12 protein-coding genes, 2 pseudogenes and 1 riboswitch are annotated in these 14,793 nt (G+C 70.2%); of the genes and pseudogenes, 6 read left to right on the top strand and 8 right to left on the bottom strand.

The window, feature by feature from the left end:
- Positions 1 to 249: 249 nt before the first annotated feature.
- A riboswitch (glycine riboswitch) is annotated at positions 250 to 349 on the top strand.
- 159 nt (positions 350 to 508) lie between these two features.
- The 3 genes from gcvT to glyA all read left to right on the top strand — a co-directional run bounded on the left by gcvT (position 509) and on the right by glyA (position 3,382).
- Entirely contained in the window at positions 509 to 1,630 is a 1,122-nt protein-coding gene (gene gcvT / locus ABZ281_RS13285; protein ID WP_356655015.1) for a glycine cleavage system aminomethyltransferase GcvT, read from the top strand.
- 103 nt (positions 1,631 to 1,733) lie between these two features.
- Entirely contained in the window at positions 1,734 to 2,111 is a 378-nt protein-coding gene (gene gcvH, locus ABZ281_RS13280) for a glycine cleavage system protein GcvH (protein ID WP_356655013.1), read from the top strand.
- An 8-nt stretch (positions 2,112 to 2,119) separates the two neighbouring features.
- A complete protein-coding gene (gene glyA / locus ABZ281_RS13275; protein ID WP_356655011.1) occupies positions 2,120 to 3,382 on the top strand; it encodes a serine hydroxymethyltransferase in 1,263 nt (420 codons plus the stop codon).
- Between the two features lie 448 nt (positions 3,383 to 3,830).
- Here the strand turns inward: glyA and ABZ281_RS13270 are convergent.
- The 4 genes and pseudogenes from ABZ281_RS13270 to ABZ281_RS13255 all read right to left on the bottom strand — a co-directional run.
- A pseudogene (locus tag ABZ281_RS13270) lies at positions 3,831 to 4,439 on the bottom strand (replication initiator); the annotation flags it as partial.
- A 96-nt stretch (positions 4,440 to 4,535) separates the two neighbouring features.
- A pseudogene (locus ABZ281_RS13265) lies at positions 4,536 to 4,732 on the bottom strand (sigma factor); the annotation flags it as partial.
- Positions 4,733 to 4,926: 194 nt separating this feature from the next.
- The gene (locus ABZ281_RS13260; protein WP_356655009.1) at positions 4,927 to 5,817 is read right to left on the bottom strand and encodes a DUF2690 domain-containing protein; all 891 of its coding nucleotides are present in this window, start codon (positions 5,815 to 5,817) and stop codon (positions 4,927 to 4,929) included.
- The gene (locus ABZ281_RS13255; RefSeq protein ID WP_356655007.1) at positions 5,814 to 6,611 is read right to left on the bottom strand and encodes a peptidoglycan-binding protein; all 798 of its coding nucleotides are present in this window, start codon (positions 6,609 to 6,611) and stop codon (positions 5,814 to 5,816) included. Before ABZ281_RS13255 ends, ABZ281_RS13260 begins: the two co-directional genes overlap by 4 nt.
- A gap of 324 nt (positions 6,612 to 6,935) precedes the next feature.
- On the opposite strand from ABZ281_RS13255, the gene ABZ281_RS13250 reads away from it, so the two are divergent.
- Entirely contained in the window at positions 6,936 to 7,397 is a 462-nt protein-coding gene (locus ABZ281_RS13250) for a hypothetical protein (RefSeq protein WP_356655005.1), read from the top strand.
- A gap of 247 nt (positions 7,398 to 7,644) precedes the next feature.
- Positions 7,645 to 8,295, top strand: coding sequence for a peptidoglycan-binding protein (locus ABZ281_RS13245; RefSeq protein WP_356655003.1), 651 nt, complete (start codon positions 7,645 to 7,647; stop codon positions 8,293 to 8,295).
- Positions 8,296 to 8,809: 514 nt separating this feature from the next.
- Here ABZ281_RS13245 and ABZ281_RS13240 read toward each other — a convergent pair.
- From ABZ281_RS13240 to ABZ281_RS13230, 3 genes are all read right to left on the bottom strand, one after another.
- Positions 8,810 to 9,898, bottom strand: coding sequence for an HTTM domain-containing protein (locus tag ABZ281_RS13240; RefSeq protein ID WP_356655017.1), 1,089 nt, complete (start codon positions 9,896 to 9,898; stop codon positions 8,810 to 8,812).
- 49 nt (positions 9,899 to 9,947) lie between these two features.
- Positions 9,948 to 10,502, bottom strand: a complete 555-nt coding sequence (locus ABZ281_RS13235; protein WP_356655001.1) for a DUF5819 family protein — start codon at positions 10,500 to 10,502, stop codon at positions 9,948 to 9,950.
- Positions 10,503 to 10,798: 296 nt separating this feature from the next.
- On the bottom strand, positions 10,799 to 12,106 hold the full coding sequence (locus tag ABZ281_RS13230; RefSeq protein WP_356654999.1) for an ice-binding family protein: 1,308 nt from the start codon (positions 12,104 to 12,106) through the stop codon (positions 10,799 to 10,801).
- 417 nt (positions 12,107 to 12,523) lie between these two features.
- On the opposite strand from ABZ281_RS13230, the gene ABZ281_RS13225 reads away from it, so the two are divergent.
- Entirely contained in the window at positions 12,524 to 14,242 is a 1,719-nt protein-coding gene (locus tag ABZ281_RS13225; RefSeq protein ID WP_356654997.1) for a SpoIIE family protein phosphatase, read from the top strand.
- Positions 14,243 to 14,276: 34 nt separating this feature from the next.
- Here the strand turns inward: ABZ281_RS13225 and ABZ281_RS13220 are convergent, their stop codons facing one another.
- On the bottom strand, positions 14,277 to 14,762 hold the full coding sequence (locus tag ABZ281_RS13220; RefSeq protein ID WP_356654995.1) for a hypothetical protein: 486 nt from the start codon (positions 14,760 to 14,762) through the stop codon (positions 14,277 to 14,279).
- Positions 14,763 to 14,793: the final 31 nt, after the last annotated feature.

Genomic DNA, 14,793 nt, shown 5'->3' with positions numbered 1-14,793 from the left:
GTCGCGTACGCGGTGGTCCTGTTCACCGTGATCGTCCTCCCCTGGGGCCAGGTACGGAGTCCCATCCCCCGCCGAGTGTAAAGAGAAGGTAATGCCGCAGGCCTCTCATTTACGTTCTCGTCCTGCAACAGGGCTGCTACAGGTCGCTGTGCTCGGCGCGCGGGACTCGTGCACTCCCTGTGAAAGGTCCCCCTGCCGCGCCGGAAGGATGCGTGCAATGATGTGCGCGCCAACTGCATACCGGCCGCTTGAATCCGCGCGGGAGAGTCCCCAGCACCGCAAGAGCTGGGGCGCCGAAGGAGCAAGTCCCTCCCTTGAATCTCTCAGGCCCCGTTACCGCGCGGGCGAGGCACATCTGAAAAGCGGGCCGCCCCCTGTTCTCGACGGGGATGCGGCTCCACCCAAGGTGCAAGCCATGGACCCGTGCGGTCATGGCGAACCTCTCAGGTTCCGATGACAGATGGGGAGGAACGCCCTCGCCCGTCATGCCCCTTGGAGACGACCGACCGTGAGCAGTACAGGAGAACTCCGTCACACCGCGCTCGATGCCCTGCATCGTTCGCTCGGCGCGACGATGACCGACTTCGCCGGCTGGGACATGCCCCTGCGCTACGGCTCCGAGCGCGACGAGCACATCGCCGTGCGCACGAAGGCCGGCCTCTTCGACCTCTCCCACATGGGCGAGATCACCGTCACCGGGCCGCAGGCCGCCGCCCTGCTGGACTTCGCCCTGGTGGGCAACATCGGCGGCGTGAAGCCGGGCCGGGCCCGCTACACCATGATCTGCCGGGCCGACGGCGGCATCCTGGACGACCTGATCGTCTACCGGCTGGGCGAGACCGAATACATGGTCGTCGCCAACGCCTCCAACGCCCAGGTGGTGCTGGACGCGCTGACCGAGCGCGCCGCCGGCTTCGACGCCGAGGTGCGGGACGACCGGGACGCCTACGCGCTGCTCGCCGTCCAGGGACCGCAGTCGCCGGGGATCCTGAAGTCCCTGACCGACGCCGACCTCGACGGTCTGAAGTACTACGCCGGGCTGCCCGGCACGGTCGCGGGCGTCCCGGCCCTGATCGCCCGGACCGGCTACACCGGCGAGGACGGCTTCGAGCTGTTCGTGAAGCCCGAGCACGCCGTCGAGCTGTGGCAGGCCCTCACGAAGGCCGGCGAGGGTGTCGGCCTCGTCCCGTGCGGACTGTCCTGCCGCGACACGCTGCGCCTTGAGGCGGGAATGCCGCTGTACGGGCACGAGCTGACCGCCTCCCTGACGCCCTTCGACGCCGGGCTCGGCCGGGTGGTGAAGTTCGAGAAGGAGGGCGACTTCGTCGGGCGCGAGACCCTGCGCGAGGCCGCCGCCCGGGCCGAGTCCCGGCCACCGCGCGTGCTGGTCGGCCTGGTCGCCGAGGGCCGCCGCGTCCCGCGCGCCGGGTACGCGGTCGTCGCCGGCGGCGAGGTGATCGGCGAGGTCACCTCCGGCGCCCCCTCCCCCACCCTCGGCAAGCCGATCGCGATGGCGTACGTCGACCCCGCGCACGCCACGCCCGGCACGAGCGGCGTGGGCGTGGACATCCGGGGCAGTCACGAGCCGTACGAGGTCGTGGCGCTGCCGTTCTACAAGCGCCAGAAGTAGACACTGGCCGAAGGGCCGCGGCAGCGACCCCGTGCCCGTCGTCCCAGCTCACCAGCAGTCCCCCCTTCCACACCGCTCCCGCGCGTACAGGAGAATCCAGGCCATGAGCAACCCCAAAGAGCTGCGCTACAGCAAGGAGCACGAGTGGCTGTCGGCCGCCGAGGACGGCGTCTCGACGGTCGGCATCACGGAGCACGCGGCCAACGCGCTCGGCGATGTCGTGTTCGTCCAGCTTCCCGAGGTGGGTGACACCGTGTCCGCCGGCGAGACCTGCGGCGAGCTGGAGTCGACCAAGTCGGTGTCGGACCTGTACTCCCCCGTCTCCGGTGAGATCACCGAGGTCAACGAGGACGTCGTGAACGACCCGGCGCTGGTGAACTCGGCCCCCTTCGAGGGCGGCTGGCTGTTCAAGGTGCGGATCTCGGACGAGCCGGGCGACCTGCTCTCCGCCGACGAGTACACCGCGTTCTCCGCGGGCTGAGGAGTCGTATGTCCGTCCTGAACACACCCCTGCACGAGCTCGACCCGGCGGTCGCCGCCGCGGTCGACGCCGAGCTGCACCGCCAGCAGTCCACGCTGGAGATGATCGCCTCGGAGAACTTCGCTCCGGTCGCGGTCATGGAGGCGCAGGGCTCGGTCCTCACCAACAAGTACGCCGAGGGCTACCCGGGCCGCCGCTACTACGGCGGCTGCGAGCACGTCGACGTGGTCGAGCAGATCGCGATCGACCGCATCAAGGAGCTGTTCGGCGCCGAGCACGCCAACGTCCAGCCGCACTCGGGCGCCCAGGCCAACGCGGCCGCGATGTTCGCGCTGCTCAAGCCGGGCGACACCATCATGGGCCTGAACCTCGCGCACGGCGGGCACCTGACCCACGGCATGAAGATCAACTTTTCCGGCAAGCTCTACGACGTCGTCGCCTACCACGTGGGCGAGGACGGCCGGGTGGACATGGCCGAGGTCGAGCGGCTGGCCAAGGAGTCCAGGCCGAAGCTGATCGTCGCCGGCTGGTCGGCCTACCCGCGGCAGCTGGACTTCGCCGCGTTCCGCCGGATCGCGGACGAGGTCGGCGCGTACCTGATGGTCGACATGGCCCACTTCGCCGGGCTCGTCGCGGCCGGGCTGCACCCGAACCCGGTCCCGCACGCCCACGTGGTCACCACCACGACCCACAAGACCCTCGGCGGCCCGCGCGGCGGTGTGATCCTCTCCACGGCCGAACTGGCCAAGAAGATCAACTCCGCCGTCTTCCCCGGTCAGCAGGGCGGTCCGCTGGAGCATGTGATCGCGGCCAAGGCGGTCTCCTTCAAGGTCGCCGCCTCGGAGGACTTCAAGGAGCGCCAGCGCCGTACGCTGGAGGGTGCCCGCATCCTGGCCGAGCGTCTGGTGAAGGACGACGTCCGGGCCGTGGGTGTCGACGTCCTGTCCGGCGGCACGGACGTGCACCTGGTCCTGGTCGACCTGCGCCACTCGGAGCTGGACGGCCGGCAGGCCGAGGACCGCCTCCACGAGGTGGGCATCACGGTCAACCGGAACGCGATCCCGAACGACCCGCGTCCGCCGATGGTGACGTCCGGTCTGCGGATCGGCACGCCGGCGCTGGCGACCCGGGGCTTCGGAACCGAGGACTTCGCGGAGGTCGCGGACGTCATCGCCGAGGCGCTGAAGCCGGCCTACGACGCGGACGCGCTCAAGGCCCGGGTGAAGGCCCTGGCCGACAAGCACCCGCTGTACCCGGGTCTGAACACGTAACGAAGAAACCCTTCGGGCGCCGCGCCCCCCCCCCCCCGGGGGGGGGGGCCGCAACCCCCCGCCCCCCCCACCCGACCCACGCCAGGAGCACCGGTACGGAGGGCCGACCATGCGGGACGTTCCGGCGGCGAGCAGTCCTCATCGCCGCCGTCACCGGCCAAGCACTGCAGTGGTACGGCCCGGAAACCGGCAAGTGAAACGGGGCCGAGCGCCGGCCGCTCCGAGGATGCGCGACATCCCTCCCCTGACAGGCGCGCACTGCACCGGACGCCCTGTGCGCTCGCGAAGGTTCTCCGAGCTGGATCTCCGGACCGGTCGAGCCGAACCCAGAGACCGTTCACGCGCAGTGCCTGCCCGCCCTTTCTCGAAGCCGTGCCCAGAGCGTGCCCGTAAGACCGGTCAACCACGGTCAGCAAGGGTGCCATCCTGTGCGCTCGGGCGCCTGGCCCTACCACATACGCCCAGGCCAGAAGGCATCCGGCTCGGCCAGCCACTGCTCACCACTGCTGAGGCCGGTTCCGGCGAAGACCCGGTGGGCGAGGACGAGCGTGGTTTTGTTGTCCTGCGGGACGGCCGGGACGACTTGGGCTCGGCGCCAGTCGGCGCGGGCGTCGCGGAGGGTGCCGAGGGTGGTGGAGTAGCGGCGGGACTTGGTGGAGAAGTGGCCGCGGAATCCGAGCATGTGGGCCCAGGCGCGGAGCCGGAGGTCTGCCAGCTCGGGGCGTGTGCCGAGGTCCCAGGCGGTACAGATCATGCGACGGGCATGGTCGGTGATCCGGGCCCCGGCCAGCTCGGCGAGAAACTGGATCGGCCGGTCCAGGGTGCCGGTCGGTGAATCTGCGCCCTTGGTGGCGTACTTCGCGATGTACGCGGCCACCGCCCGCTCAGTGAGCTCCTGGCCGCCCTCGAAGTCGGCGGAGCGGATCATGCGGACGTCGAGCTGACGGCCGAAGGCAAAGGTGTGCGTCCGGCCGTCCTCGTGGCGCAGGCGCTCGACGACAAAGCCGCGGTTGTCGTCACGTACCGCGTCGGCATCCCACATGGCCCTCGACAGCAGGTGCTGCAGGACGTACGCGGTCGTGCCCCCGGCCTGCTCCGCAGGCGTCCAGCACATCTCCAGACCGCCGGTCGGAGGGCTGGCCAGGCGGCCTCCGGCGCCGTTCAAGTCCAGTTCGGCCCGGCGTTCCCAGTCCGGACGAAACCCTCCTGGACCACATCCTGCGCCTCGGCGAGGTCGCCTGTCATCGCATACAGCCGGCCGATCAGTCGGCCGACGCTCGCGGCGTAAAAGGCGTCGAACTCGTGCTCGTCCGCACCCCGGCCGCCGCGCGGTTCATCTGGTGGTCGCATGCCTCTCCTATCACGCTGCGCCGTGCCACTTGGCTCCCTCGCATTGGCTCCCTCGAACCACAAGAAGTCAGCGACTCACGCGCAACCTCGGGCCCCGACGCCGAGCTCTTCCGACCACCGCCGACGGCCTCCCCACCCGCCCACCCCCACTGAGAAGTCCCGACTTCGGCATCGGCACGTCCGAGGGCCGGACGCTACTCGCGAGAGCCCGACGCCACCGGAGATGAGGGTGGCCGGGTCGTGGTGGCGGCCCCGCCCACGCGGGCCTCGAAGCACTCCCGTTCGCCGTCGGCCGACGCGGGCCGGAAGCAGGCCCGGACGGTGCTGCCGGGACGGACTTCGACCATCCCGGTATAGACGAAGGTCGCCGCATCGTCCTTGGTCCTGATGCGCACGCCGTGGGTCGGTCCGCCCGCCGTGACGTCCAGCCGGTCGCCGATCTCGGTTCCCCAGGTCCGGGCCCAGCTCGCACCGCACTTCTTGCTGTGGCGCAGCTCGACGTGGGCGCCGGTGACCGTGCGGTACGAGGCGAGGGTGTCGGGGCCGATGCCGCAGATCAGGCGCATCGGGTCCCGGCCCTCGCAGGCGGCTCCGTGGCACTGAGGAGCGAGGGAGAACGGGACGGAGGCCGGCAGCGGTTCGTCCTCCTGAGCCTTCGAGTCCGGCAGCAGGAGGAACAGCAGCGCCGCGACACCACCGACGATCACTGTGTACGCCGACGCCAGCACCACCAGGAGCCTGCTCCCGCCAAGTCTCCGCCGCCAGGTCCCGGCGGGTGGTGGCGACTCCTGAGGGTGCGGCCGCGGCGACTCGTCCGTGGGAGGGGCGGGTGCGGGGGCCACCGCGCGTCCGCTCCAGTGCGACTCGGCGATCTCCCACAGGGCCAGCAGCCGCCCGTCCGGTTCGTTCGCGAGCCGGCACAGTTCCCGTACGGCCTGGCGAGGAGGCAGGCTCTTGCCGTTGAGGTAACGCTCCCACGAGGACTTGCTGTACGCCGTCCGCTCCGCCAGCGCCGCCAGGCTCAGCCCCGCACCGGCCCGCAGCTCCCGCAGCGCCGCGGCCAGCCGGGTGTGTTCCGCGGTCACTTCGCATCCGCCGACCGCAGAGCCTGCCAGGTGGGCGGGTCGATGACTCCGTTCACGATCAGCCCGTTCTGCTTCTGCATGCGCTCGACCGCTCGCCGCGTCTTCGGGCCGAAGACGCCGTCGATGTCGCCTGGCGCGGTGCCCGCCCGGTGCAGCAGGCACTGCGCCTCGGCCACTTCGAGCCCCACGTGGGTGTTGGACAGGAGGATGCTCGTGGTCCGGCTCAGGCCCGCGTACCAGCGGCCGTCACGCTGCTCCAGCCGACAGGTGTAGATGACCGGCACCAGGGATTCCGACACGGTGGCCGGGGTCGTCGTGACAGCATCGCCGCGGTCGCGCGCGAGTTGGGCGCGGGCCTCGGTGAGCCGCACGGCCAGCAGGAGCGCCACGGAGACGGACAGCACCGTGACCACGGCTCCCGCCGTGACCGCGGCGCGCAGGTGACGCCGGTACGACTGCTGCTCCGTGGGGGGTTGTGCCGGTGTCGCGGAAAGGTTCTCTGGGGCGTCGGTGGTGACCACCCGTCCCTCCGCCCAGCGTTGGGCGGCGATCTCGTGCATCACCAGCAGCCGGGTCGGATCGTCACCGCCGACGCGGGCCATCGCCTCGACGGCCTCCCGCGGCGGTAGCGACCTGCCGTTCAGATATCGCTGCCACGACTTCGCGCTGTACCTGGTTCTCGCGGCCAGTTGCCGCGTGCTCAGTTCGCTGCGGTCCTTCAGCCTGCGCAGTCGCACGATCAACTGGTGGACGTGTGGATGCAGTTCTGCGGGCAGTTCCTTCCATCGCGACACGCTTCCCCCCACTCGCGTTCGGGACCGCAGGCCCGGCCCCCCGTGTCCCGGCCTCATTCTGCATCAGCTGTCACGGGGATCACAGAGCGGGCGTCCCGTCCCGGCGTGACCCCGCCCTGCGCGGAATCAGCCGTCCCCTCTCATCGGGGGTCCCGCCGCAGGGACTCGGCGGGCGGCATCTCCGCAGGTCAGCGCGCGGGACGTCCCGGGCCGAGGTCACTTCCGCGTCAGCTGTGGCCGACCATCGCGCCGAACCCGCAGTCTCGTTGCGGAGCCGGCCGCTGCGGTCGGCTCCGTCCATGCCACCTCACCAGGAGCGTTCCCTTGAAGCTGAACAGAAAGCTGGCGGCGACCCTGCTCACCGCCGGACTGGCCGCGACCTCGACCGCGCTGACGGCCCCGTCCGCCTCCGCCGTCAGCATGCACGGCTGCTCGTACCCGCGTGTGTGTCTGTACGACGGCTCCTACCAAAACGGCAGCATCTTCAGCTGGTACCAGGACACCACCTACCAGTCCATCATCGGCGGAGGGAACCGGGCGGACGCGGTCGTCAACACCCGTAACGACGACTCCGTCTGGCTGATCGACCAGGGCGCCTCCCCGGACGCGTACATCTGCATCCCGCGAAACACCGCCGTCAACCTCGGCGACTACGCCCACCCCAACGGTGGCACCTGGGCGAACGACGCCGACGCCATCAAGATCTGGGGCGACCCCGACGACGGGAAGTGCAGCGGCACCTGGCAGGTGCAGCAGGGCCGCATCAAGGACGGCTGGCGTCCCTGACACACGCGCCCCGTCCCCTCGTGCAGGAGGGGACGGGGCGTGCGTGTCCCTCCGGTCCACCCAGTGATCCGGACGAAACCGCCTGGCTAGTGCCGCGACAGGCAACGTTCGCCCCGTCACGACGCTCGGCACGCTCCCCCACGCTCTCGACTCCGCTCGAGCAGGAGGTACCCCCACTCGCCGCACCGGCCGAAACCCCAAGTACGTCCAGTACTCGCGAAACGGCGTCACCACACGGCTCAGCAGCATGAGCCAGCTCAAGAAGGGTGACCTGCTGATCGACTACAGCACCACAGACGGCGATTTCCGTCACGTAGTGATCTTCGAGAAGTGGGCCAACACGTCGCACAGCGCCTACTGGGCGTACGAACAGCGCGGTACGTACGGCACGACCCACCGGCAGCTCAAGTACGGGATCGGCAGTGACAACTACGACCCCTTCCGCCCGGTCAACCTGGGTGCCGGCGGTGGCGGCGGACAGCTCCCCTCCCCGGGCGTCTCCTGGCCGATCCTCCAGAGCGGTTCCGGGGGCGCGGACGTGCGGTCCGCCCAGCAGCTGCTGGCCGCGCGGGGCACGCTCGAGGCCGACGGCATCTTCGGCCCGAACACCCGCTCGGCGGTGATCCAGTTCCAGAAGTCCCAATCCCTGGCCGCTGACGGCGTCATCGGCCCGAACACTTGGTCAAAGCTGATCAAGACGGTGCAGTACGGCTCGTCCGGCCAGGCGGTGAAGGCAGCGCAGACGCAGCTGAACGTCTACGGCTACGGCCTCACGGCCGACGGCGAGTTCGGGTCGAAGACGAAGTCGGCGGCGGTCGCCTTCCAGCAGAACCACAACTTGCAGGTCGACGGCGTCATCGGCCCGGAGACCTGGCGCGCCCTGCTCGGCACCCGCTGACGCGAGCGGTCCCGGCGGCCGACCGACGGCTTCTTCCCACTGCGCCCGCAGCGGGAAGAAGCCGTCGTTGTGCATCCGTGGAGCCGATGGAGGCGTGGCAGCGTCCCGAGGGCTACTGGCTGGGCACGGCACACTCGTACGCCGACTCGCCGGGCTGGTCGGAGCATGACCCGATCGGGGGCGCACGGCAAGGTCGACCTCGCCGCCCTGTTGAGGCACACCCGGGGCCTGCATCCCCGGGAGGCCGCGCTGGCGCTGACGTCGGAGGTCCGGAATGCCGCCGGTGGCCGGCTCGAGGACGACGCCACCGTCATGTGCCTGGACTGGCACGGCCCTCACGAGACCCAGCGGCACGTCAGCTCCGGGGCGGACACCCGGCAGGCCTCAGCAGTCCGCGAGAAGCGGCAGCCGTGCCCGGGCGGTGCCCTCGTTGGGTGCCGGAAGCGCCTGCCGCCCGGGCCACTGTGTCAGGGACCTGTGCGGGGAAAGTCGAGGGGGCACGGTCTCAAGGCGGTCAGGGGTGTCCTTTCCGCTCGGCGGGGAGTCCGACGGGCTGCTTCGAGCCGAGTGCTCCGCCGGGCCCGCCTTGCGCGGGGACCGCTGCGGCGTCGGCCACCGGGGCCGGTGCCGGCCCTGCGCTTTCCCTCCGCCGTCCCACGCGACGACAGAGGTGAGGCAGAAGGGTGTAGAAGCGGTCGGGCAGGAACACCGCGTCCGCGACGATCATCGCCCCGGAGAACAGAGGCAGGCCCATGAGCACGGCGATGCCGATGTGCATGCCCAGGAGCATGGTGAGGACGGGGTACTTGAGTCTGCCGAACAGCACGAACGGGAAGGCCACCTGCAGGAGCACGGTCAGGTATCCGGCGGCGGCGATCAGGAGTGTGTGCTCGTCGACGAAGTGCGAGAGCACCGGCCAGGGCCGGAAGAGTTCCAGGTTCAGGGCGTAGTGGAGCGCGGTGCCGCTGCCCCAGGTACTGCCCTGGACCTTGTACAGGCCGGCTGATCCGTAGAGAAGACAGACCTGCGCCGCGATGAGGAACATGCCGCAGTTGTGCACCGCCGTGACCAAGGTGGTCCGGCTGTCGCGGAGTTGCCGTGCGAGGGGCTGTCCCGGCGGTTGCTGCGCGCTGCCGGCAGGAGCCGGCTTCCACCTGTTTCTGCGCGCGTCGAGAGACCAGCGTCGGCCGCAGGCGGTGAGGACCAGATAGAGGGCCATCAGCAGGACCAGGTTGTCGCCCCCGTCCGTCATGAAGATCGCGCGAGCGTGGAACGAGGTCACCACGACGGCGAAGAGGACGGACACGAGGCGGGTACGCCACCCCAGCATGAACAGCGCGGACGTGACGAGGGCCAGCACGTAGCAGAGCTCGAAGTAGGCCCGGCCGTCGGACAGGGCCAGGACGCTGACCCAGCCCGTCTGCTCGAAGAGCTCCCGTGCCAGGGCGGGCGTCCACGCGGATCCGGGGCCCCAGATCTCGTCCCGGTGCGGGAACTCACGCAGGAGGAAGACCAGATAGAGCAGCCCGTAGCCGATGCGCAGCACCGACGCGGCGTAGAGGGACACCGGACGCCCGGTCAGGAGGTCCCACACCGCGTGCATCCGGTCGCCGAGCCACCGGTCGGCGCCGGCAAGCACCGTCCTCTGCGTCTCATTTCGCATGGCGGGTCACCTTCCACCAGGGCAGAAGCCGGTTCTCGGAGGGTTTCGGCGGGTGATCACCGACCGCCGATCCGGGCGCGGCGACGGGCCGCGTGACGACGCGGAGCTGGACGAAGTCGAAAGTGCCGCGTTCGTGGGCGGCGAGACGGTCCGCGGCGATGTTGGCCAGGTACTTCCGCATCATCACGGCGCGTTCCGTGCGCACGCTGTCATCTCCTCCGTGCGAGTCGACGTAGCCGGACCAGGCACGACGCAGCATGTTCTGCGCCGTGTGGCTCGGGAAAGCGTGGTGTTCGACCGCGGAGCCGTCCACGGCGGTCAGGTCGAACCAGGGACTCACCCGAACCGACCCGTCGGACTCGGTGTGGGCGGTTCTGGCCAGGATCTGCCGGTTGACGGACTCCGGATCCGGCGCGAAAAGCCGCCAATTCTGCTCGAAGAAGGGGAACACCCATCCATTGATCTGCGAGCTGTAACGCTTGGAGACGGTGTTGGCCGGTGCCACATGGAGGAACACCAGCAGCACATGGACGACACTCGCCACCAGGCACGAAACCACTGCGGCGCGCAGGCCTGCTTTCAGTAGACGGGCACCTCTCGGCACCTTGGGCGGAGCCGCCGTGGCGTCAAGACTGTCCTGAACAACGGGACCGGATTCGGAATGCCGCTTTTCCTTGACGTCCGCTGCGTCAATTCCGCTCGACATCGCCTACCTGCCTTTCTCGCATCAGCTGCTCACGCCGAGGCCTTTCGATGACTGCCGCTGACGGCGCGCGGCGGACTCGAGGAGATTCCGCCGCACGCCGTCCTCGGGTGAGCGGGCTGACCGCGGTGCGCTGCCTAGCCGCCGTGGCCCTTGGAGTGGTCGTCACCCCGGTAGCCCTCGGGCGTCCCGCCGTAGCCGTAGTCCTCGTGGGGCTGCTTGCCGTCACCGTCGCCGTAGCCGTAGCCACCGCCGTGGCCGGGCTTGCCGTGGCCGGGCTTGCCGTGCCCGGGCTTGCCGTGCCCGGGCTTGCCGTGCCCGGGCTTGCCGTGGTGGCCCGGCCGGCCCGGCCCGTGATCGTGGCCGCCGCCGTTCCCGCCGGTGATGTTCCCGGACGTGATGCCGCCGATGTTGCCGGAGGTGCCGCCGGTGCTGACGATGGGCCCGCCTGTGGTGGTGCTGCCAGTGGTTGTGGTGCTGCCGGTAGTGCTGGTGCTGCCGGTAGTGCTGGTGCTGCCGGTAGTGCTGGTGCTGCCACCGGTAGTAGTGGTGGTACCCGTGGCGGTGCCGCCAGTCGTGGTGGTACCCGTGATGGTGCCGCCCGTCGTGGTGGCACCCGTGATGGTGCCGCCCGTCGTGGTCGTGCCACCAGTGGTGGTCGTGCCCGTGGTGCTGCCGGTCGTCGTTCCACCCGTGGTGGAGGTCGCGCATCCGCTGAGGAAGATATTGTTGGTGTCGAGCGTCACTGAGCCCTCACGGGCCAGCGCCCGCCCCTCGATACTCGCCCCCGTGGTGGCGCTGATCGAGGTCAGAGCCATGATGGTCCCCACGAAGGTGGAGTCGGTGCCGAGGGTGGCGGAACTCCCGACTTGCCAGAACACGTTGCACGGCGAGGCGCCGTTGACGAGGAGAACCTGGCTGCCGGATGCTGTCGTCAGGGCTTCAGGAATCTGGAATACCCAGACGGCGTTCGGGTCTCCCCCCGCATCCAGGTACAGGTCGCCGGTGAGCCCGACTCCGGACGCAGCGGTGTGGACCCCCGGAAGCAGCGTCTGGCCACCGCCGATGGCCGCCGGGAGGGCAAAGTCCGTGGCCTGGCCCGCCGCGTTGTTGTACGCCGTGACCAGGTCGGACTTGGCCTGAAGTGCGACAGCGTCTGCGGCGTGCACTTCGCCGAGCACGAGGCCGGGCGGGAATCCGGTGATGGACGGATTCGGGTGCGTACCGAGGTCCTGACTGATCACCGAGGGGCCGGTGTTGGTGACTCCCTGACCCGCGAGAACGGAGAAGTCCGCGGCCGTGGCCAAAGGCACGGGCGTCGCGATGGCCACTGCTTGCGTCGGCGTCAGGGCGACCATCACGGCGGCGACCGTGGCGGCGAGCGCCGAGGCCAGCAAGCCGGACATGCCACGACGGTGAGTTACCTGAGGGATCTTCAGCTTCATCGAAAAGCCATTTCCTGTGGGGCCATGGCACACCGGGCCCTACTGATCGCCCGGGAAGCCTCGCTGCTGATACTGCCGCCGCATATTACGCAGAAATATCGGTGAAACTGACTTGAACAAGACCGGAGAATTGGCGCTCATTCGGACGGCGCACAGCGTTGCGAAAATAGTCTAAATTCGAGGAATCAGAGCCGAATGCGGTAATATACCTACCGGTGCTCCCGTCGACGCGGATTCCGCGACAGGGGCGGAGACTCGGGGTACAAGCCATGTATGGCTGCCCGGTACCTGCGCCGGAGTGCATCGGGGTGCCGGCTTTCAGGACCGTCGGCCAGGAGTCCCATCGACCCATTGGTGTGTCGGCCGCCGACGCGCCCGCGGTCTTCGGGGAGGGTTTCCAAGACGGGAGGGGGCGGCGTGGTCGCGAGTGTGGGAGACGAGGGTCGCCGGCGATCGGCGGCCGAGCCGGGATTCTGGCAGCGGGTCGTCGGGCAGCTGGGCACGGCCCTGATCGTGGTGGATCCCGCCGGACGGATCCTCGCGGTCAACCCGGCCGCCGAGCGGCTGCTGGGCCGCGCCGCATCGGCGATGCGCGGGGAGGACGCACACGACCTGCTGCACCGGGACGCGGACGGCGGCAGCATTCCCCGGGAGCAGTGCCCGCTGCTGCGGGCCGTGGCCGAGAGGGCCGAGGCACGCGGGGAGGGCCACATCTGCCGGCGCGGTGACGGCCGCCTGGTCGCGATCTCATGGTCCGCTTCTCCCCTGATGGACGACGGCGTCTTCACGGGCATGGCCGTGCTGTTCACCGACGCGGCCGGCGACCGCAGCGCGCGTCGGGAGCGTGCGGCCTATACACGTGCTCTGGAGGACCTCACCGAGCGGCTGACGCTGGTCGCGGAGATCACCGACGTACTCGGTCAGACGCTGGAGACCGATGAGGCCCTCGCCCGACTGGGCCGCCTGCTGGTTCCGCGCCTCGCCGACTGGGCGGCGGTGGACCTCCGGGCCGGTTCCGGACAGGTCCACCGTGTGGCGGTGGCGGGTCCCGAAGGGCGGGACGCCGCGCAGGAGGACTGGCAGGAGCACCTTCCCGAAGCCGGGGAGGAGGGCCGCTCGCCTCTGGTCCAGGTGCTGAACGGCGGTGATCCCGTCCTGCAGCGCGAGGCGGACATGGCCGCACCGGTCGCCTCCGCCCTGGCCACCGTCCACAGCGGCTTCCTGCGGGCCACCGGCGCGAGGTCCGCCGTCACGGTGCCGCTGGGCTCCGGGCCGCAGGTCACCGGCGCCCTGACGCTGGTGCGCACGGACCCGGCGCACCCCTTCGACACCGACGATCTGACCGTCGTGAGCGACATCGGCCGCCGGGTCGGCCTGGTCATCGACAACGCCCGCCGCTTCGGCCGTCAGCGCGCCGTCGCCGAGGCCATGCAGCGCAACCTGCTCGCCCCGCTGCCCCAGCCCGGCCGCCTGCGGCTGGCCGCCCGCTACCAGCCCGCCCCGGCCGGCTCCCAGGTGGGCGGCGACTGGTACGACGCGTTCGAGCGGAAGGACGGCACGCTCGCGCTGGTCATCGGCGACGTCGTGGGCCACGACCTGACCGCGGCGGCCGGAATGGCGCAACTGCACGGCATCCTGCGCTCACTGGCCTGGGACCACACCGGCCCGCCCGGTGCCGTCGTCGACCGCCTCGACGACGCCATGCCCGCCATCACCACCGTCCCCATGGCCACCCTCGTCCTCGCCCTGCTCGAAGGAGACCCGCACACCGGTCCCTGGACGCTGCGATGGACCAGCGCGGGGCACCCGCCGCCTCTGCTGCTCACCCCGGACGGACAGGCGCAGTACCTCGAAGCGGGACAGGGACTCCTCCTCGGTGCCCCTCCGGGCAACGGCGGCAGCCGGCCGAGCGCCGCGCAGTCCCTTCCACCGGGTTCCACTCTCCTGCTCTATACCGACGGCCTGATCGAGATCCCCGGCAGCGACCTGGACACCGGCCTCGCCCGTCTGCGCCGCCACGCCCTCGCTCTCGCCCACGAACCGCTGGACACGCTGTGCGACCAACTGCCCGCCCGCATGCCGCCCGGCAGCACCGACGACGTGGCCCTCCTCGCCCTGCGTCTGCCGTCGCCCTGAAGGCGGTGAACGCGGTGAGACGGGACGCGGGGGCTCAGGTGTCGAGGACCAGGACGCGGAACGGGCCGAGCGGGGCCGTCCGAGGAGTGTCGCCTTCCAAGTACCACCACCCCCAGGACCGCAGCGCCTCGACGGTGCTGTGGTCGGAGCGCTTCACCAGCATGACGGCGACGGTGGCACCGTGGTCGGTGAGCAGCCGTTTCTGCAGGCGCCGGGCGAGGTTCCAGGCACGGTCCTGGTTCTGCCTGCGTACCCGGGAGGGAACGTGGATCCCGGAGATCACGAAGAGGCGTCCGGAGGCGGCAAGCCGGAGCAGCCGCCCCGGAAGGTATCCGTCGAAGCCCTCCCACCAGGGGCCGTCGCCGCGTACGGGGAAACCGTAGGCGCAACCCGTCAGCGCGGTGGTCTCCGCGATCAGCAGCTCGAATCCCGGTCGCCGTGCGTCGGCCGCAAGCCTGTCGCCGTTCCGTGAACCGTGACCCCCTATCGGTCGATGAAAAGTGACCCCTTCCGTGATCAAGTGATCAGTCTGGCTCCATGGGAGTCAGGTG

The sequence above is a fragment of the Streptomyces sp. NPDC006265 genome (genome assembly GCF_040613555.1).
In the GTDB taxonomy this organism is placed as follows: domain Bacteria; phylum Actinomycetota; class Actinomycetes; order Streptomycetales; family Streptomycetaceae; genus Streptomyces.
This window is presented reverse-complemented; position numbering and strand designations above follow the sequence as displayed.

Excerpts from the sequence above, each read along its gene's own strand:
- gcvH (WP_356655013.1), top strand. The coding sequence starts at position 1,734 with ATGAGCAACCCCAAAGAGCTGCGCTACAGCAAGGAGCACGAGTGGCTG.
- glyA (WP_356655011.1), top strand. The coding sequence starts at position 2,120 with ATGTCCGTCCTGAACACACCCCTGCACGAGCTCGACCCGGCGGTCGCC.
- ABZ281_RS13245 (WP_356655003.1), top strand. The coding sequence starts at position 7,645 with ATGAGCCAGCTCAAGAAGGGTGACCTGCTGATCGACTACAGCACCACA.
- ABZ281_RS13240 (WP_356655017.1), bottom strand. The coding sequence starts at position 9,898 with ATGCACGCGGTGTGGGACCTCCTGACCGGGCGTCCGGTGTCCCTCTAC.
- ABZ281_RS13230 (WP_356654999.1), bottom strand. The coding sequence starts at position 12,106 with ATGAAGCTGAAGATCCCTCAGGTAACTCACCGTCGTGGCATGTCCGGC.